Here is a 19,834-nt window from a genome sequence, read left to right as displayed (position 1 = left end):
TCATGCCACGGGATCCTTAAAATGCCCTTTCTCTTTATTAAAGCGGAGCCGTCGAATGACCAGAGTTACTGCTATTGATGGGCAGGCCGCCAGCCCTGATCGCCTTCGCCTGCGTCGCGGGCTGGTCTCAGGCCTGCTGGCTGCCGTGATCTGGGGTGGGTTTCTGGTGGTCTCCCGGCAAGGTATTGCCGCTGGACTGCAAGCCACCGATCTGGCGTTTCTGCGCTACTTGACCGCCGGTCTCATTCTCGCGCCCTGGCTGGCTTGCCATTCGCCACAGCGACTAACCGGCATGGGCTGGCGCAAGGGCGTCTGTCTTGCCCTGTTGGCGGGGCCATTGTTTATCGTGGTCGGCGCCAGTGGCTATCACTTCGCTCCGCTCGCCCATGCCGCCGTCATTCAATTGGGCATGCTGACTCTGGTCAGCATCGTGCTGGCCGCTTTGCTGCTGGGTGAAAGGCCTGGCATCCCCAGGATCGCGGGTTTGCTCGTGATCGTTGCCGGTCTTGCCGTGACGGCAGGCCCTGGCCTGTTGTACGGCAGTTCGAGAGCCTGGGTGGGCGATATGTTGTTTGCGCTCGCAGGCTCGATGTGGGCGGTGTTCACCGTTTTGCAACGTCAATGGAAAATTGCGCCACTCCAGGCCACGGCGGTGGTGTCGGTTCTGTCGGGGCTGATCTATACACCGATTTATCTATTCACTGGGGGGGTGCGCATTTTCAGCGAAATCAGCCCAGCCATGTTTCTTGAGCAAATTGTCGCTCAAGGCGTACTGTCTGGGGTGATAGCGCTTTTTGCGTTTTCCCGCGCCGTTCAGGACTTGGGGGCCAGCCGCGCCGCGCTGTTTCCCGCATTGTCGCCGGGTGTCGCGATGCTGCTGGGCATTCCCTTGACTGGCGAATACCCCACAAGTTTGCAAATCGTCGGGCTGGTCATTCTCACGGCAGGTGTTGCTCTATCGGTACGCCGCCCCTGATTCAGGATATTATGAGAGTCGAAGGGTATGGCAATATCATACTATAGTGCCTTGCGCAGCGTAATATTGATACGATGCGGACCCACCAGCGAATGATACCCCTCCTTCACCGGTAAAATACCGTGATAATTGAGTCTGGACGGCCCGCCCCACACCACCACGTCGCCGTGGGCCAGCGGGACGCGCCTAGCCTTGTCGCCGCGCTGCAGGCCGCCGAACTGAAATACCGCCGGCAATCCAAGGGAGACCGATACAATAGGCGCGCCAAAATCATTTTCATCCTTATCCTGGTGCAGGGAAAGCTTGCTGCCGGGATCGTAGCGGTTCATCAGGCATGAGTCCGGTACATAATGGCCGAATCCCGCCTGCACAGCGGCTTCATCCGCCAGCGCCATCAATATTTCCGGAATCGGCGGCCAGGGTTTGCCGGTGCGGGTATCCCGATCCGAATAGCGATAACCGCGATTGTCGCTGGTCCAGCCGTTGCCGCACCAGCTCATCGCCACCGACATGCGGTAACCCCCCGGCGTGATCATGTGGCGCCAAGGCACCTGCGCTACCACGCTGTTTACCGCTGCCAGCAGCTCCGGACCGTGATCGCGGACAAAACCATGCAGCACCACCGCGCCGGGAGCGATTTGTTCGTGCCACGGCGGCGGCAACGCGTCTTCAAAAAGATCCATCGTCATTGGCATAACCTGTATATGCACACAGTATTTATTTTAGCCGATGGATGCCGGATGTCCAGCGCTCTCCTGGCACGTTTTCGCGGCGATACCCAGTAAAGGCCCTTTGCAACCCTCGCCCAACGAACAAGAGCGCACGTTCACACCCTCCGCCTAAAAGGCGTGGCGTCATTATCTTCTCTTCGGCTATAGTGGGACATGGCGTCCTCCACGCCTCCCGTCCGCGGAAAGGGCTGCGCCCAGGTCATCAGCCAGACGAATAGCCCATACGGCTCCCGGCCTTACAGCGGACAAGGCTTAGCATGGAGATCGTATGCCTCAACATCTGCAATATTCTTCCCGCCACGACGGTAAAATCAACCTCGAACAGCAGCGCAAGCGTGCCAAAGAGCTGCTCAAGCAGCTACGGAACGGCGCCGCGCCCAACCTGGAAGAACGCCTTACGGGCGCCGGATTTTCATCCCATCCCCGTCGTTTGTCCGATGCGCAATGGTTAATTGCCCAAGACTTGGGCTTTCCCAGCTGGCCGAAGCTGAAGGCGCATATTGACGCCATTGCTTTCGCCGCCCGCCATCCCGGATTCGATTCGGACGATGAAGCAAATTCCGTGCATTGGCGTTGCGGCAACGACATAGCCCATACTCTGCGCGTCGCCGGCTTCAAAGGCGAATTCCGAATGTTCACCGATCCCTTATGCATGGGGCCGGTACCTGACCTGCCGCCGCCGGAATTCCAGGCGGTCCGGAGTAAATTTATCAGCCGCGCCTTCGCCATGGACGAAGCAGAAAGCAGGCAGCGCCTGGCTCAGGAATACGTCGCTATCGACCAGTTGGCGCACTCCCCTCATGTCGTGCTGTGGTGCGAGGCGGATGCCTACGATCAGCTTTTCCTGATCCGTTTGCTGGCCGGACTGCGGCATCGCCCCCCTCGGCTGGAGCTGATAGAAATCAATCACGTGCCCGGTGTGGAACGATTTATCGGCATCGGCCAACTCGCCCCCGATTTGCTTGCCTGGCTTTGGCCGCAGCGCCGGCCGCTGGGTGAGGATGCGTTGCGCCTGGCCCGCCGTGCCTGGGCCGCCTATCGTTCTTCATCACCCCTGCCCTGGGCGGCGCTGGCGCACGCTCCCAGTCCGCCATTGCCTTTTCTGGCGCCGGCGTTATTACGGCAATTAAGGGAATTGCCGGCGCTTCGCACCGGTCTTTCGTTAACCGAACATCTCGCGCTGGAAATCATACGTGAAAAAGGGACGGTTGCTTTTGGCCGAGTATTCGCCGAGCTCATGGCGAAACGGGAGCCGCTTCCGTACCTGGGCGATACTATGTTCCATGCCCTGCTTCGCCCGCTGATTGACGCACCCTCCCCGTTGATAACCGAGACCGGAACCGAGCCCCCCCCTGTCAGGATAGATGGCATCCCCTACTGAAAATCTAATTGGGGGTAGTGGAGCCTGACATGAAACGTTATTCACCTGAACGTAAAGCTGCTGTTTTGGACAAATTATTACCTCCTCACAACATGACTGTTAGCGCACTTGCACAGCAAGAAGGAATATCGGAAGCTACCCTTTACAACTGGCGTATTCAGGCCAAATTGGAGGGAAAGCCCGTGCCCGGAGCGAATAAAACTACCGAACAATGGTCGACCGAAGCCCGTTTTGCCGTGATCGTGGAAACTGCCACACTCAGTCAAGCCGAGTTAGGCGAATATTGCCGTCGTAAAGGGCTTTATCCAGAACAAATAGCCCAGTGGAAACAAGACTTCCTTCAAACGCCACAACCCGATACCCGGCAGTCGCAAAAACAGGCCCAAAAAGAAATCAAAGGGCTGAAGCGAGAACTGGCCCGAAAGGAAAAAGCCCTGGCGGAGGCGGCCGCGTTGCTGGTGTTGCGAAAAAAGCTCAATGGTTATTACGGGATAGCAGACGAGGACGACTGACGCCAGCGAACGAGCGAGTGCAATTTATCCGGTGGATAGGCGAGGCGACGAGCGCCGGTGCGCGCTTGCTCCCCGCCTGCCGAGAAGTGGGCATCAGCCTGCGCACCTGGCGGCGCTGGAACGGGCAGGCCGAAGACCGCCGGCCTTCGGCGGTGCGCCCACGACCGGCCAATAAGCTGACACTCGCCGAAGAACATCAAATACTGGCCGTGTGTCACGAGCCGGAGTATGCCAGTTTGCCGCCAGCGCAAATCGTGCCACGTCTGGCGGACACAGGGGTCTATCTAGCCAGCGAATCGACGTTTTACCGGATCCTGCGGCGCCACGGTCAGGTGCATCATCGAGGGCGTAGCCGGGCACCGCTGAAGGTCAATAAACCGACCAGCTATCAGGCGCGTGCGCCCCGCCACGTGTGGACATGGGACATCACCTGGCTCGCGTCACGAGTCCGTGGCCGGTATTTTATCTGTATCTGATAGAAGATATCTTTAGCCGGAAAATCGTCGGTTACGAGGTTCACGAAGAAGAAAATGGTGACCAGGCCGCCGCCCTGCTGCAGCGTACCGTGCTGCGTGAACAGTGCTACCGGCAACCTTTGGTGCTGCACGCCGATAATGGGGCGCCGATGAAATCCCAAACGCTGAAAGCAAAGCTGGAAGAACTGCAGATCACCGGTTCGCACAGCCGGCCGCGGGTCAGCAACGACAATCCGTATGTAGAATCGCTGTTCAGAACGCTGAAATATGTTCCAGCGTGGCCGTCATCGGGCTTCCTGGACCTAAATGAGGCAAGACAGTGGGTTGAGTGTTTTAGCCGATGGTACAACGAAGAGCACCGGCATAGCGCTATCGGTTATGTGACGCCGGAACAACGCCATCAGGGGCATGACATTGCCCTGTTGGCAAACCGAAAAGCCTTGTATGAATCAGCCCAAAGGGCCAACCCGGAACGATGGTCAAAACACTGTCGCCAATGGCAACGTGTCGAAGTGGTGATGTTGAATCCGGATAAGCCGGAAACAGCGCTGGAAAATGCAGCATAAAAAATGACTAAGGGTGCCAACATCCTTGACAGCCGCCGGAGCGCCTCTGGCATGAACGCACGCTGACGCTGACATCCTTGGGACAACGGGTAACGGCAGGCTGCGCCTACTGGTTTGATCAAGCCGGAATGGAACGATGGGTTGGCGGAGTGCGGATCAGGAGCGGCCGGCCGCACTGGGCAATAGATGATGATTTGCGGCCGGTATGGCGTCCCTGATGACGTGATTCACTTGGTACTGGTGGCGTAGTAGGCCTCTTTGGCTACATGCAATTGGCTTATCTGGATAAGCCGGCCGGCGAGATCGTAAGACAAACGCTCTACCGCCAGCACAGGGTCACCCGCCGCGGCGCCGAGATGCTTGATATCCTCCTCGTCGGCCAGCGCCGCGCATATCTTTTCATCGATCCGCATAATCAGAATATTGAACATGCGGTCGAGAAAGCTGGAGATGCTCACCGGACGATGAAGGGTAATCAGTTGGCTGGCTTTAGGGCATAAATCTTCCCTGATGGCGGCTCTTTCGATGAGCATGGGCATCTTGTTCGCGGCCCGCAGCCGAACCATGCGCGCCACCGGTGCGCCTGCCTCAATACCAAAGGACTTGGCTTCCTGTGCCGTGGCCTTGCCCGGCATAATCTCAAGATATATCGACTCTTCCGTTCGAATATGATCCCGGGAGAAAAATTTCAGAAAGCGAAACGGCTTACTGCTCCCGCCCCTGTTGGTGGCAATAGTCGTGCCGCGCCCCCGCTGGCGCACCACCATCCGTTCCTGCGCCAACTGCTCAATGGCTTTGCGGGCGGTGCCGACGCTGACGGAATATTCATTTGCCAACGCCGTTTCGCTGGGCACCAGCTCCCCCGGACGCCATTCACCGCTCAGAACCCGCTGCACCAGATCGTCTTTCATCTTTTGATAAAGCGGTATCTTTGCCGGCTCGGCCCGATCTACAAGACGGTTCGATTTAACTTTCATAATAAAATTATAGCCTTATAAAAAATCCTTCCCTAGCCGCACCAGCTAAGCCGTGCAATGGGCCATGACCATTGAGAGTTGTCTAAAGCGGGCAACGATGGAAAACGGCCGTGGTGGAGTCGTCCAGGTAAGCACAATGGCGCTAAAACCCTATATTAAAACATATAATGTTTTATTAAACAAAAAATTAACTTCAGGTACCGGCGCCGTGACTGGCGGATTGACATGGATTTTTATCTGAGGGAGAATTTTATTCTTATCACCAAGCTTTGGTTATTTTTTTTACTTTTAGAAGCTTTAGTTTGAAACTCAAGCGCACATAGGGATTTAGCATAAAAGGCAAGGTTCTTACATTCTCCAGGCACTGTTTCACCCCGCCGCGATCGTGCCAAAGAGCGATGATATTATGATATCGATTAACGAAATCTATCCAATGACAAAGTTGTAGTGACTTATAGTCGCCACCGAGAATAGACTCCATTCTTTCCAGCGAAATTTTATAAAGCTTAATTTTTCCCTCGTCAATTTTCGCTGATAAAGAGTTAGCTCTTTTGATATATAAATAGGGTCCCGAACCTGAATAAAATATTTTATCGCAATGCTGCAAAACTTCTAAAAAGAAATGCATCTTCATAACATATAAAGTCAGGAAAATGATGGTCTTTAAGAATTTCACTTTTGATAAACTTCCCGATGAAATGCGCCTGAAAGGATTTATGAATGAGATACTCTCTGATGGCCCTGTCTTGACCGATCTTCCTGGCGGAAAAGGGCGCAACCTTGCCTTCCGGCGCTTCTACAATCACTTCATTTAACTTGGTGATCAACATATCGGGTCTGCGGGAGCGGAGAAAATTCAAAATGTCTATCAGTGAAGCCCGTATGAACAGATCGTCCCCATCCAGCATAGTGATATATTGGCCACTGCACTTGTGGACCGCAAAGTTTCTTACCATCCCGATGTTTTCATATGAAACATTAAATTTTTACGTTTTCATAGCCGAGAGCAAATTGATCGTATATGCTCTCACTATCGTCAGATGATGCATCATTAATGAGTAATATTTCGCATAAGTCAAAATGATCCCTAAGGCAAGCTTCAATGAGCACAGACAGGCCGCCAGATATTTTCCGCTATTATGTGCTGTAACAATAATGCTTAGAATTATTGATTTCATTGATAAGCGTTCTAATAGTTAGAATAATTAATGTTAAATTAAATTTCTTACAGTTTTATTACTATTTATATTTAAAAGAAACATTTAATTTGCCAAAAAAAGATATAAAGCGGAATTTTAGCTATGATTAAGCGTTCAAGTATTGCTTCGCTTTATGGAAATTTGATTAAATCAATCTCAAAAGAGATGATTGCGTTGTCCATTCTAAGCGATATACCTGACATAAGGAAGGGGAACAAATTAAACCCATGGTACGGGGATAATCCCGCTCAGGCAGAGTGGGGAATATTTATCATAGCGATAATCACGGGGATTGGCATAACCATTTCCGCCGGGATCATGGCGACGGGGTGGTTTGCGGCTTTGCCGCCGTCGCTCTGTTGGACAACATTACGCCGGCGATGATAATTAACGCACCCAACCATTTGAACAAACCGGCCGGCTCTTTTAAAACGAACACTGACAGCAGCACCGTGATAAAAGGCACCAAATTGATGAATGAGGCCGCTTTGGTGGCGCCTATTTTATCGATACCCTGATTGAAAAAAAGGTAGGCCAGCACCGAGCCGCCGATGGACATGAACAACAATGAAGCAATACTTATAAATGTGATGCTTTTCCCGGGATAGCAATAAAATTGCAGATGAAAAGCGTCCGCCAAAACCCATGGCAGGAAGGCTATACTGCCGTAAAAGAACAGATAAAACATTCTTATCATGCCCGGCAAGGGGATAACCCAGCGTTTAATCAATACATTATAGATACCGAAACACAAGGTACTGACAAGCAGCATGACATCGCCTATATTGTAGGACGCGGCAGACAAAATATTCAAATCGCCGCCGGTGATGGTGATAGTTACGCCGAGATAGGCTATTATCAAGCCAAATAACTGCCAGGGTTTGACATGCTCCATGCCCGACATGGCGGCAATAAGCAACGTGATCAAGGGGATGGTCGCTTCGATGATTCCCGCATTAAAAGCGCTGCTGCCGTTCAATCCGTTGAAGTAAAAATAATAGCATAGCGTTACGCCAAAAATCGCCGTAACGAACATTCTTAGATGGGTAATTAAATCGATACGGATAAGTTTATTTTTATCCTTGATGAAACATAAGATTATCAATGCTGCGATAAAAAACCGTAAAAACGTGACAATAGAGGGCACAAAGACATCTAAAGCATATTTACCTGCGATGGCGGAACCACCCCAGAAAAAAGCGGAAAGGGAGAGTGCGATATAGACTTTGATGTTCATTCAATTCACTCCAAATATTATAGATAATTCTCTTATCATTTTTTCCAAACGTGGGATATAGCTGAATTCCTCTTTCATGAAACGATCCGATATCGAGCCGGTAGCATCTAACTCATTGATTAGCGCAAGTAAAAATTCCACCGTATTTGCTTGTATCAGTTCAATATAGCGATCAAACTCCGCTTCTCTCTCTGAATAACCCAGCAGGCCCTTATGGAAATTCGTGATTTTTATCTGATCGCGAATTTCCCGTAACAAGCGATCTTCCAGACGGATGATTTCATACCGGTCATGAATCCTTTTTACATAAGCATAAAGCTGCGCAACTTTCCCGTCGCTGAAATGATAATTCGTAACATCCCAGGGTACATACCTGTGCTCCATCAGGGTATGCTGGTTAAGCCGTATTCCCGGCAGGGTTTCCGCTCGTGAAGAAATATTCCAGAACGAAGCCAAACCGGCGCCGTATAAAAAGAATGGTTTTTGTACCTGTTTTAAAGTGACATCCTGAAAAAGGTAATGCAGCCGTTGGTGGAGCCCGCTATTCCCTTGGATTTTAGATACTGGAAAACTCTGCTGGATTCAGAAGGGATGATTTTTTATTATAGGTGTCCAATTGTTCATCGTCCCCTGCCTCCAGTCCCAGATAAGTGCTTATCATGCCTATAGCGCGTAACCGCATAAGCAATTGGTGATCTTTTCTTTATCAATATTGAAGCTGTCCGCCCGGATAAACACATTAAGCGGCAGCGACAGTTCCCTGCGTTCCATTTCCTCGCAAAAGGCATTCATCCATAATCTGTTCTCTTTCGACGGCGTCACAAACGTCGCATCATAAATATGCAGATAATCTTTGGTCTGTCTAATCAGGGGTTCCAATGCGGCGATTTCCTTGACGGCATTTGCCGGCGAGCGGGTTCTGACCCCGGTTGACTCATTGCCCAAGAAACGCTGGGCATTGCAAAAAACACAGGGATAGGGACAGCCTCGATTGATCAATATCCCCGTTTTTACCGGCCTGCCGGTTTTTATGCCTCGATGGGCTATGTCGTGTGCCGCGAACGAAAGACCGTCCAGCTCGCTGTTCGGTAGCCGGTTATTATTGATATGTATCAGTCCGGTCTGCGGATCCCGGAACGTTATCCCATCGACGTCGTTTAGTGGGAAATCATTGCTGACCGTATCCACCAGCCGTTTCAGGCTGATTTCACCCTCGCCGCGACAGATGGCATCGATGGACTGATAGGCCGTAAGGATACCGACATCTTCATAAGAGACATGTTCACCCCCAAGGACAATAAAGGGTTTTGCTTCGGCGAACTGATAAAGACGCTGGCTGATCCGCAGGGCGGATTGAAGCGTGACGTAATTAACGCTGAACGCCACCAGGGTAAACCGGCCTTTGATGATTTTCGTCACCATCTCATGTTCGGTAAAGCCATCCACCCGCAAATCAAAAAGTTCGACACTGTAGCCGGCCGAACGCAATTGTGCCGCAATGAGTCCCAGCGCCAGATTTTCATAATGGCCATAGAGCTCTCGCATGTCCGGCGTCTCGGTTTCCGGATTAATCAGAGCGATGCGCATGTCCTACTCCTCATATAACATCAATTAAATGCCAGGCGTCCGGCATCACATGAACGAATTAGCCGTCGCCAAGCCTTTAAAACAGGGATATTATCCCTTGACGATCTGCTTGCTTCATAGAATGTGAAGAGTCAACATGCGTATAAATTCTGCCAAAAAGAAACATCACGTCGTGGCCGTGGCCTACGATCGGCTGCGTACCTTCGAATTTGGCTGCGTGATTGAGTTTTTTGCCGTGCAGCGTCCCGAGCTGAATGTTGATTGGTATCGCTTCTCGGTATGTACGGCGGAAGAGCATCGAATCCATGCCGTCGGCGGTCTGGTCATGGAAATTCAGCACGGATTGGAAATACTGGAAACCGCGGACACCATCGTGATCCCGGCCTGGCGTGACATCGATGAAGCGCCTCCCGAGCGTTTATTACAAAGCCTGCGGGACGCTTATCAACGGGGCGTCAGAATATGCAGCATCTGTACCGGGGTATTTGTACTGGCTGCGGCCGGATTACTCCATGGCAAAAGCGTTACCACCCACTGGCATCATGCGCGCCTGCTGGCGCAGCGCTATCCCGATACCAACGTTTTGCCTTCGGCGCTGTATGTGGATGAAGGCCAGATAATGACCTCCGCCGGCTCCGCCGCGGGATTGGACATGCTGCTGCATTTGGTCAAATCCGATTACGGCCACCGGGTCGCCAATAGGGTGGCCCAGCGGCTGGTTATCTCTTTTCACCGCGAAGGCCGCCAGCAGCAGTTGCCTAAAACCAAGGCGGTGGAAAAAGGCGAAAACCGGATTGCCGGCCTGGTGGACTGGCTGAGGGCCAATCTTGCGTTGCCCCATACGGTGTCATCCCTGGCGAAACGGGCCATGATGTCCGAACGGACCCTGCAGCGCCATTTTCAGGAAACCATGGGCTTGCCCATTATGCAGTGGCTGGCGTTGTGCCGGCTTGAATACGCCAAGGAATTACTGGTCAACGGCTCATTTTCCATTGCCAAAATTGCCGAAGTTTCCGGGCACTCCTCGGAAGCGACGCTGCGGCACCAGTTCAGAACCCATGAGAATTTGTCCCCGACGGCGTTTCGCCGCGGGGGGCTGCGCGGGGAGTACGCCGATGGCGGTTAGCTTTGCGACGTCGCGCCTACCGGTTCAAGAGAGGGTCCGTATGGGCCGACCCTCATGCCAGGCCAGGATATCTTCAATCATCTGCGTGAAAAAGATGCGGTAATCCTCCTGGGTGACATAACCGATATGGGGAGTCGCCAGGACGTTATCCATGCGGCGGAACGGGTGATCCCGCGGCAGGGGTTCCTGATCGTATACATCCAGCGCCGCACCGGCGATATGATGTTCCCGCAGGGCTTTGATTAGCGCCGCTTCATTTACCAACGGTCCGCGCGACGTATTAACCAGATAGGCGGTGGGTTTCATCACAGCCATGGAAGACGCATCGACAATGCCCCGGCTGCGGTCGCTCAAGACTAAATGAATGGATAGCACATCAGATTGCCTGAAGAGTTCTTCCTTGGCGACATAGGACACGCCGTGCTGCTGCGCGCCCTCGGCGGTGAGATTCTGGCTCCAGCCAATCACCCGCATACCGAAAGCCTGGGCATAACCGGCAACCCGTTGGCCGATTTTACCCAAACCCAGAATGCCCAGCGTCTTACCGTATAATCCGCCGCCCAGGCTTACCTGCCATCCCCCTGTTTTCAGGGAGCCCGCTTCGTCGGCCAGGTTACGGGTCACGGCCATAATCAACGCCCAGGTCAATTCGGCCGCCGCATGCTTCCCGCTCTCGGTCCCGCAGACCAGAATGCCGGACTGCGCGGCGGCCTCCGTATCCACAGCCGCATTACGCATGCCGCTGGTGAGCAGCAGTTTCAATCGGGGTAACCGGGTCAGTAGGTCCTTATCAAACCGGCTGCGTTCCCGCATAAGACAAATAACATCGTAGGATTGCAGCCGCTCCGCCATTTGCGCGGGCGCCGCCGGGTAATCATGAAGAAAAGTCACCGATCCCAGGGAGTGTAAAACCGACCAATCCACGGCTTGCTCCGCAACGGATTGCCAATCATCGATCACCGCGATGCGTATAGGTAGCTGTTTATCCAAAATGTTCTCCTCATTCGGAGCGATCCTGCAACCGCCTCGTAAATAGTGTCGCTTAATAAAGGGTGCCGAAGGAATACGGATATTGTCAGAGTACAGGGATATGAAAAGGGGTTGCCACTGATTCTGACCGGCACTGTGTTAAATATTGTTTCTCCCAATGCCGGGACATGGCCACCTTTCAGGGCGGCGGAACCTTCTGGCGGCTGAAGTTACCGTTTGTTTTCCGTTTGGCCTCTACAAGGTCAGCGAGAATTTACTGACGCTTTGCCGCAATCGCTGGGAATGGGAAATCAGCGAATCGGAGGCCTGGGCACTGGCCACCGTCAGGGAATGGCTTTGATGTATCTGACTGTTCAGCCGTTTAATCTCACCGGCGATGGTATTGACCTGGAAGCTTTGCTGATTGGCGTTCTGCTGTAATTCCTCTAACAACACCGACACCCCCCGCACCGATTTGATGATATCCAGATAAAAGGTATCCAGTGCTTTAACCCGGCTGAAACCGCTGTCGATATGCTTATGGGTGGAGTGGATCAGATGGTCGATTTCCCGCGTGGAGCTGCCGCTTTTTTGAGACAATAAGCCGATTTCTTTCGCCACGACGGAAAAACTGCGGCCGTATAGACCGGCATGGGCCGACTCGATGGCGGCATTCAGCGCCAACAGCTTGGTTTGCATGGAGATCCCGTCCAGCATCGTGATAATACCGGCGATTTTTTCCGATTCGGCCACAATTTCATGCATTTTACGATCAACTTCCGTGACCATTTCACCGCAATGTCGGGTTAAGGCTTCCGCGTCGTTCATCTGCTTGGTGGCGTTACCGGCGAAACGCGCCCCGTTATCCACGTCCTGGGCAACGCTGTCCAGTTTATCGCTGATGGCATCGAAGGCGGCCATTTGTTGCTGGTTTTGCCGGCTATACCCCTGGTTATGCTGGGCAATATCATTGGCGCTGTGCATTACCAGGGATGATATTTCATTGATTTCTTGAATGATGTGCTGCAAGCCCCGCTGCATCTCATCGATACCTTGGTTAAGCCAGTGGATTTCACGGGACTGCCAGCGTGAAGCCGGTAATGCATGGGCAATGTTGCCGGTGGCGATTGACGCCAAATGGCGCAAAGCGCGATTGAGCGGCGTCACCACCGCAAAGGATAACACCAGGCAGGCTAAGACCAATAAACCCATCAGCAATACCGAGATACTCAGGGAGATATTACGGTTATGGGTCAATGAAGCCAGCATGGTTTGGTTAAAACGCTCGGCATCGGCATTATCCTGCTGCAGCCATTGATAAAACAGACCGTTGAATTGTTCCTGGAATGCCTGGATCGGCACCATAAAAAATGAGTCGATATTATCGGCCCTGATGCCTTTTAACTGCTCATGAAGGCCGTCGAATACCATGGAAAAACTTTGCTGCAGAGCGCTGTCATCCTGTCCCGAACTCAATTTCTGGTAAGAAGAGTAGTAACCCTGCGCGGCTTTGAGGGATGCATCGGCGCTGTCCGCCAGGGCATTCCAACTGCCCACCGAACCGCTTTGCTTATCCTGCATGTAATAGATGCCGGCGCGATTGATATTGTCGCTGGCGGTCAAGAGTTCTATGCGTGATTTGTTCAACAGAGATTGCCGTTCGGTCATCATGCGGGCGGTGGTGACATTGGTCGTCGTTTGCGTCACCAGCCGGGTTAACAAAGCGATAGAAGCGCACTGCAGCAAACAAAATATCAGGGTAAAAAGTATGAAACCGCCTCGCAGGCTGGTCATCCATCCCGGCAGCGACAGATGTCGAAACCTCAGGATTTTCGGCCAGTGAACCACTGGTTTGATAATAGACATCTTTTTATCCGCGCTAAATAAAAAGCAGTATTCGATCACTTTATTTCAGAATCGTTACAGCCGGACAGACCGGTAACTATAAAGATAATCATCCGGCCGTAAGTCAAATAATCGGAATGATATCGGACACATATGAAAGGCTTATTAACGGCCCCGCCCCGGCGGCGGCAACCCTGTCTGAAAAAAGGCGGTTCGGCTATATCGGATAATTCGTAATAAAAGAGGCACAGATTAAGTAAGCCGGGTTTTCGCTGACCCTTTGCGGCTGCGAAAACCCGTGTTGAAATTCAGAGCTTAAAAATTAAAATGTTTCCCAATTTTCCGATGTATGTTCCTGCTCCGGTGAAGCGGTAAGCGGCGACAGCAGGCGTTTCTCCGGCTTATCCTCGGCCGGCAGCGCGTTATTGACGCTATTTCCCCCGGCGGGCAGATGGAAAATGGCCACGGTTTGAGTCAAAAGACGGGCCTGTTCTTCAAGGGACGCGGCCGCTGCGGCGGATTCCTGAACCAGCGCCGCATTTTGCTGGGTAACGCTGTCCATTTCCGATACCGCTTGCCCTACCTGACTGATCCCCCTGCTCTGCTCATCGGAAGCAGAGGAAATTTCCCCCATCAGATCGGTGACCTTGGCCACCGCCTGGACAATATTATGCATGGTTTCACCGGCACGGGAGGCCTGAACCGAACCGGTGTTGACCCGTTCAACCGACTCGCTGATCAACCCTTCGATTTCCTTCGCCGCCTGTGCGCTGCGCTGGGCCAGGCTACGCACTTCTCCCGCCACCACGGCGAAGCCACGGCCCTGTTCGCCGGCTCTCGCCGCTTCAACCGCCGCGTTCAACGCCAAAATATTGGTCTGGAACGCTATGCCGTTGATGACCCCGGTAATATCGGCGATCTTTTTCGAGCTGGTGCTGATGCTGCTCATGGTCTCCACAACCTCATCAACAATAGCGCCGCCTTTTTTAGCGGTGTCCGAAGCATCCTGCACCATCTTGTTGGCTTGAAATACATTTTCGGTATTCTGTTTTACCGTCGCGCTTAGCTGTTCCATGCTGGCGGCGGTTTCCTCCAGAGCGGAAGCCTGTTGTTCGGTGCGGGACGATAAATCGCTGTTGCCTAGACTTATCTCTCCCGAGCCCTGGTAGATAGAGGCCGAACTGTCCCGAATGGCCGTCACGGTCCGGATCAGGCTTTGCTGCATACTTTGTAAATGAGGAATCAGCTGTCCGACATTGTTGCGGCCGAATTCAGCGATAGTCTCGCCCAGATGTCCGTCCGACAGGGTTTCAAGCTGGGATTCAATACGCTTTAGCGGTTTAATCATGAAATTGATCAGATAACGGTCAGTGAGCAGCAGAATGGCAATGCCGGCAACAAGTGCGGCAATCAAGATCTTACGGCTTAAATCCACCAGTGTATAAACCTGTTTGACAGAATCATCCGAACGGGCCTGTGCTTTGAATTTTTCGGCCGCCGCGCCAAACGCCACGCTAAACGGCGGATATTGCGTTCTGAAAAATTGGCGGTATTGATCCAGCTGCTTGGCCCGCGCCGCCTGGAACATCGGCTCAAGGGCTTGATTGATAAGTTTGGTCCAGCTATCAATCATGGCATCCGTAACGGCGGTATCGCTCGATAAGTGCGGCTTGGCCTTAAATGAGGCCAGGGCATCTTTGGCGTTCTGAAAGGAGTCTGCCGCCGTTGCCAGAACCTTATCCGCATCCGCCATTTCCCCGGTTTGCACAAAATCCATCGCCCTGGCCAGTCGCGTGACGGTGCGAAAGTACTGATCGTTGCCGCGGCTTATGATATCTATATCGGCCTTTTGCTCTTCACTGGTCGCTAAAATTGAGTTACCTGATTTAGGAAAGAGAGTAAACGCGGAAACCCCGCCCCATAAAATCAAAAACCAAGCGTAATTAGTAGGATAACCCTGATACTGGTATTTTTAAGTAAGCTCATGGTAAGGCTCCTGTCAATTATATCTATGCTGACTTCTGCGCATATGTGTGAAAAGACGTGCAGGATGTAAAAACATAAATTTTCAAATTTGCTATTAAACGCATTCTCTGTTGAAGACGTATGAGGGAAATGCCCTCGTCTTTATTAAGCGAAATATCAGCTAATTTCCGCTCCCTGTAAAACGGTTTACTGATATAGTATCTTTATCGACCGGCACCTTAGAAACTTTATGGTTATGCCGGAAAAAAAGAGATCAAAAACAGATGGTTAGGAGGCTAATCGGTTACCGCTACTCCTCATTTTTGATTGCGTAAAATCTGTAAATTTTTCGCTGTTTCTAAACCTTAAATTCTTACAGCCTATTAATAAACAAGGAGTTTAGTCACCGTTTTTTCTGTTGCACTCTTTTTTCCTTCAGAGATCGATTTTTTTTTTGCCGATTAAAGTTATAATAAATATATTATGGCGATAATATACGGTAAGGAATGGCAAGCCAACCTGGCATTGTTCAAGATGCATTATTATTGTCCGATTGGTTGATTCCTTTCTTTCTGCGGGTCCTATCCACCAATTCTACTTTTTGAAAGGCTTTTTTAGCATGATGTAAAGAAAATGGCTTCGTAAGGCCGATTTAGTTCTACGCGGGGAGTAAAGAATGTCTCAGTTATTTAAAATACCACCGGCTTATGAGATAAATTAAGCCAATTAAGCCAATATAGTTTCGAAGGCTGATTAATAAAATAGGATAATGCATTGCTTATTATTACGTGCGGATAAACGGCGTAGCGGGTAAATATTATTTAACGCCTATCGTAATGAGGGGCGCCTATGTCAGTAAAATGCGCGCCGCCGGCCGAGAGCAGGATATCTTTCAGAGTCCCTCGGGTTCTCTTGTCCGGAAACATAAACAAATTTGAATTTTGCAACACAACCCGCAGAAAATGAGTGGATAAGGCTGTTAACGTCCCGGCATGGCCGCTGAAACTATTGCATGAGCGTGAGATGGTCCGCGTTGACGTGTCTACGGGATCTTGCTATTGACCATGGAAAAAAAAGATTATCACTTCTTAGTCGTCTCCCCCACCAACGATCTGACAAAAATGGTCTGCAAGATCGCGCCGGAGTTCGATTGCAGCATCACGCTGGTACGCGGCGTATTGGACAACGCTGCGGAGATGGCGCGCAAGTCTCTGGATTCCCATACCGAGATTATCATCAGCCGCGGCGGCACGGCGGGATATTTACGCAATAATTTTAATGATATACCTATTGTATCCGTCCATACTACCGCGCTGAACGTTCTTCGGACTCTGCTGGATTTCAACCGGTCCGCCGCCCCCGGTGACGCCGCCGGCAAAATCGTCTGTTTTAGCTTCGGGCACGAAATTTACGGTTTGCAGCAGGTGGCCCAGGCCGTGCGTTGCAACATTACCAACGCTGTTTTCGATAATTTTCAGGAGCTGGAAAATAAAATAATTCTGGCCAAAGAAGCCGGGGCGGAGCTGCTGTTGGGCGGGCAATTGATCCCGCCCCTGGCGGTAAAATACGGTCTTAGGGCCAAGGTACTGGAGTCCGAAGAGGATTCGGTGCGGATCGCTTTTAATGAAGCATGCAATATCGCCGGCACCCGGCGCGTTTTGACCCAGCGTAATTTTATGCTGCAAACCATTTTGGACAGCGTGTGGGACGGCGTCCTGGTCACCGATACCGACAATCATATCACCCACATGAATAAACGGGCCGAATCCATCATGAACGTGGATTTCAGCTCCGTGCTCGGCCATAAAGCCCGCGATGTCATCCCTAATACCAATGTCGAGAGCGTTTTAAACAGCAAACGCGCCGAATACGGCGAACTGCAAGACATCGGCAACGCCACCATCGTCACCAACAGGGTACCTATTATCATCGACTCCTCCTGCCGGGGAGTGGTTTGTACCTTTACCGAAGCAGCGGATATCAAGCACCAGGAGATGCGGCTGCGCAAGCCTAAGCAAACCGGCTTCGCCGCCAAATACCGTCTGGAAGATATCGTCACCGGGCACGGGGATATGCGTGAAATCATCGAGCTGGCCGCTATCTACGCCAAAACCGACTCGACGGTGCTTATTCAAGGGGAGTCAGGTACCGGCAAAGAACTTTTTGCCCAGGGAATACATCATGCCAGTGCCCGCCGGGATAACCCTTTTGTCGCCCTTAATTGCGCCACAATTCCCGAGAACCTGTTGGAAAGCGAACTGTTCGGTTATGAGGCCGGCGCCTTTACCGGCGCCAGAAGCAAAGGGAAACCAGGTCTTTTTGAACTGGCCGATAAAGGAACCCTCTTTCTTGATGAGATGGGTGAGCTGCCCCTGTCCTTCCAGGTTAAGCTGCTGCGGATATTGCAGGAAAAAGAAGTGCGCCGGGTGGGAGGCGACAGCACTCTCTCAATTGACGTGCGCATCGTCTGCGCCACCAATAAAAACTTAAGCCAGCTTTGCGCCAGCGGCGGGTTCAGGGAAGATCTGTATTACCGCCTTAACATCCTATCCCTGGATATTCCCCCTCTGAGAGCGCGGGGCGATGACGCGCTGATCATCGGCAAACGTTTGCTGGCGCGGCTAATTCATGATGAGCAGCAGTTGGCGGCGATCTATCCTTTTATGGAGAAGACCTTTGTGACCTGGCCTTGGCCGGGCAATGTGCGCGAATTGCAAAGCGTCGTGGAACGCATCGCCCTGCTATTTCAAATCAAAGACGAAAAAAAGCGGCGTTTGCTGCTTGACCGGCTTTTTCTTCGCATCAAAAGCGCTGCGCCGAACCTCATCGCCGATGACGGCGCCTCCGGCGATTTTTCCCTGCCGCCACTGGCCGAAAGGGACTCTTTGCCGCTGAAAACCATGATTAAGCGTCACGAACAGCAAATCATCATGAGCTGCCTGGCGGAATGCCAGGGGAGTCACAGCAAGGTGGCGCAGAAACTGGGGATCAGCACCATGAGCCTTTGGCGCAAACTTCAGGAGATGAAATATAGCGAGTCGGATAATCATCCCGCCGGTGAGGCAGATAAAGAATAAATTTTGCATTCTCTTGCCGCTATTTTCACTTTATTCACGCTGCTGATAATGGCATATCAAAATTGATATAACATAAATGATAAATATTTATCAATTTTGTTAAAACAACCGTTCTACACATGGGAAAAATTAAGCCGATTAAAATCGATATCATGCATTCAATTGAATCTTAAGGTTATTTAAAAATAAATATCGGGCATTTTTCTGGCACGATAACTGCTATTCCTGTACTGAGCCGCTGAAAGATGTTTGCCAAAGGCATCAGCTTTCGGCAAAGAAACAATCATCTTTATTGTACGGGAATAATTGACATGAGTGGAATGGGAACAAAATTAAAAGCCAGACTGCAGCAAAAAAATATTCTGGTGGCGCCGGGCGCCCATGATGTTTTAACCGCGAAAATCATTGAAGACACCGGTTTTGAAGCCGTGTATATGACAGGGTACGGTACCGCCGCCAGCATGCTCGGTCAGCCCGATGTAGGTCTTTTAACTCAGGTCGAGATGGCCACGCGGGCCAGGAATATTGTCGATCGCGTCAACATTCCGGTTATTGCCGATGCCGATACCGGGTTTGGCAATGCCGTGAATATGATCAGAACCACCCGGCTTTATGAAAGCGCCGGCGTGGCCATGATGCAGATTGAGGACCAGGTTGCGCCTAAGAAATGCGGGCATATGCTGGGTCGCGACGTGGTGCCGCTGGAAGAAATGGTAGGCAAAATCCAGGCGGCTTGCGACGCTCGCCGTGGCGATATGCTGATAATGGCCCGCACCGACGCACGAACCAGTTATGGTCTTGAAGAAGCGATAAAACGCGGTAAAGCGTATGAAAAAGCCGGGGCGGATGTATTGTTTATCGAATCGGTGGAATCGGAAGAGGAAATGCGCGTCGTCACCAGCAGTTTCAATGTGCCCGTATTGGCTAATATGCTTGAACATGGGCGGACCCCGCTGCTCTCCGCCGGGAAGCTGCAGGATATCGGCTACAATCTGGTTATTTTCTGCGTCTCTTCAGTGTATGCCGAAGCCCGGGCCGTTTCTGAATTAATGAAAACATTAAAACGGGAAGGCACCACTGAAAATTTCATCAAATACATGATCCTTTTGAGGAATTTAACCAATTGCTGAATTTACCGGAAATCAGGGCGGCGGAAGAAAAGTATTATACCGGCCGCAAAGCGGATTATGAAAACAGTAAATAGTTAAAT

At 51.6% G+C, this 19,834-nt stretch carries 14 protein-coding genes and 2 pseudogenes; 6 read left to right on the top strand and 10 right to left on the bottom strand.

Features of this window, described 5'->3' with window-relative positions:
• The first annotated feature begins 55 nt into the window (after positions 1–55).
• On the top strand, positions 56–976 hold the full coding sequence (locus GTU79_RS04065; RefSeq protein WP_203522799.1) for a DMT family transporter: 921 nt from the start codon (positions 56–58) through the stop codon (positions 974–976).
• Positions 977–1,017: 41 nt separating this feature from the next.
• Here the strand turns inward: GTU79_RS04065 and alkB are convergent, their stop codons facing one another.
• Positions 1,018–1,665: a DNA oxidative demethylase AlkB gene (gene alkB / locus GTU79_RS04060; RefSeq protein ID WP_203522800.1), complete on the bottom strand. Its 648-nt coding sequence runs from the start codon at positions 1,663–1,665 to the stop codon at positions 1,018–1,020.
• Between the two features lie 310 nt (positions 1,666–1,975).
• Here alkB and GTU79_RS04055 point away from each other — a divergent pair, with 310 nt between their 5' ends.
• Complete coding sequence (locus GTU79_RS04055) at positions 1,976–3,088, top strand: DUF1835 domain-containing protein (protein WP_203522801.1); 1,113 nt, start codon at positions 1,976–1,978, stop codon at positions 3,086–3,088.
• Between the two features lie 29 nt (positions 3,089–3,117).
• Positions 3,118–4,642: pseudogene (locus tag GTU79_RS04050) on the top strand (IS3 family transposase).
• Positions 4,643–4,869: 227 nt separating this feature from the next.
• On the opposite strand, the gene GTU79_RS04045 reads toward GTU79_RS04050, so the two are convergent.
• The 6 genes from GTU79_RS04045 to GTU79_RS04020 form a co-directional block, all read right to left on the bottom strand.
• Positions 4,870–5,619, bottom strand: a complete 750-nt coding sequence (locus tag GTU79_RS04045) for a GntR family transcriptional regulator (RefSeq protein WP_203522802.1) — start codon at positions 5,617–5,619, stop codon at positions 4,870–4,872.
• 259 nt (positions 5,620–5,878) lie between these two features.
• Complete coding sequence (locus GTU79_RS04040; protein WP_214513717.1) at positions 5,879–6,253, bottom strand: hypothetical protein; 375 nt, start codon at positions 6,251–6,253, stop codon at positions 5,879–5,881.
• Positions 6,210–6,449, bottom strand: coding sequence for a hypothetical protein (locus GTU79_RS04035; protein WP_214513716.1), 240 nt, complete (start codon positions 6,447–6,449; stop codon positions 6,210–6,212). The genes GTU79_RS04040 and GTU79_RS04035 overlap by 44 nt, the downstream gene beginning before the upstream one ends.
• Positions 6,450–7,134: 685 nt before the next feature.
• Positions 7,135–8,055, bottom strand: a complete 921-nt coding sequence (locus tag GTU79_RS04030; protein WP_132923419.1) for a DMT family transporter — start codon at positions 8,053–8,055, stop codon at positions 7,135–7,137.
• The gene (locus tag GTU79_RS04025) at positions 8,056–8,511 is read right to left on the bottom strand and encodes a hypothetical protein (protein WP_214513715.1); all 456 of its coding nucleotides are present in this window, start codon (positions 8,509–8,511) and stop codon (positions 8,056–8,058) included. It abuts the gene before it with no gap.
• A gap of 207 nt (positions 8,512–8,718) precedes the next feature.
• Positions 8,719–9,642: a B12-binding domain-containing radical SAM protein gene (locus GTU79_RS04020; protein WP_214513714.1), complete on the bottom strand. Its 924-nt coding sequence runs from the start codon at positions 9,640–9,642 to the stop codon at positions 8,719–8,721.
• Positions 9,643–9,778: 136 nt separating this feature from the next.
• Between GTU79_RS04020 and ftrA the strand changes: the two genes are divergently transcribed.
• Positions 9,779–10,768, top strand: a complete 990-nt coding sequence (ftrA, locus tag GTU79_RS04015; RefSeq protein ID WP_203522806.1) for a transcriptional regulator FtrA — start codon at positions 9,779–9,781, stop codon at positions 10,766–10,768.
• A 24-nt stretch (positions 10,769–10,792) separates the two neighbouring features.
• Here ftrA and GTU79_RS04010 read toward each other — a convergent pair whose 3' ends face one another.
• The 3 genes and pseudogenes from GTU79_RS04010 to GTU79_RS04000 all read right to left on the bottom strand — a co-directional run bounded on the left by GTU79_RS04010 (position 10,793) and on the right by GTU79_RS04000 (position 15,568).
• Positions 10,793–11,758: a D-2-hydroxyacid dehydrogenase family protein gene (locus GTU79_RS04010; RefSeq protein ID WP_203522807.1), complete on the bottom strand. Its 966-nt coding sequence runs from the start codon at positions 11,756–11,758 to the stop codon at positions 10,793–10,795.
• Positions 11,759–11,992: 234 nt separating this feature from the next.
• Complete coding sequence (locus tag GTU79_RS04005) at positions 11,993–13,603, bottom strand: methyl-accepting chemotaxis protein (protein WP_203522808.1); 1,611 nt, start codon at positions 13,601–13,603, stop codon at positions 11,993–11,995.
• A gap of 301 nt (positions 13,604–13,904) precedes the next feature.
• Positions 13,905–15,568: pseudogene (locus GTU79_RS04000) on the bottom strand (methyl-accepting chemotaxis protein).
• 1,043 nt (positions 15,569–16,611) lie between these two features.
• Between GTU79_RS04000 and GTU79_RS03995 the strand changes: the two are divergent.
• Both GTU79_RS03995 and GTU79_RS03990 read left to right on the top strand, forming a co-directional pair.
• Positions 16,612–18,624, top strand: coding sequence for a sigma 54-interacting transcriptional regulator (locus tag GTU79_RS03995; protein ID WP_203522810.1), 2,013 nt, complete (start codon positions 16,612–16,614; stop codon positions 18,622–18,624).
• Between the two features lie 320 nt (positions 18,625–18,944).
• Positions 18,945–19,754, top strand: a complete 810-nt coding sequence (locus GTU79_RS03990; RefSeq protein WP_214513712.1) for an isocitrate lyase/PEP mutase family protein — start codon at positions 18,945–18,947, stop codon at positions 19,752–19,754.
• Positions 19,755–19,834 lie beyond the last annotated feature (80 nt).

It is taken from the genome of Sodalis ligni (assembly GCF_016865525.2).
GTDB lineage: Bacteria > Pseudomonadota > Gammaproteobacteria > Enterobacterales > Enterobacteriaceae > Acerihabitans > Acerihabitans ligni.
Note: the sequence above shows the minus strand (reverse complement) of the source record. Positions and strands in the feature narration are given on the sequence as shown.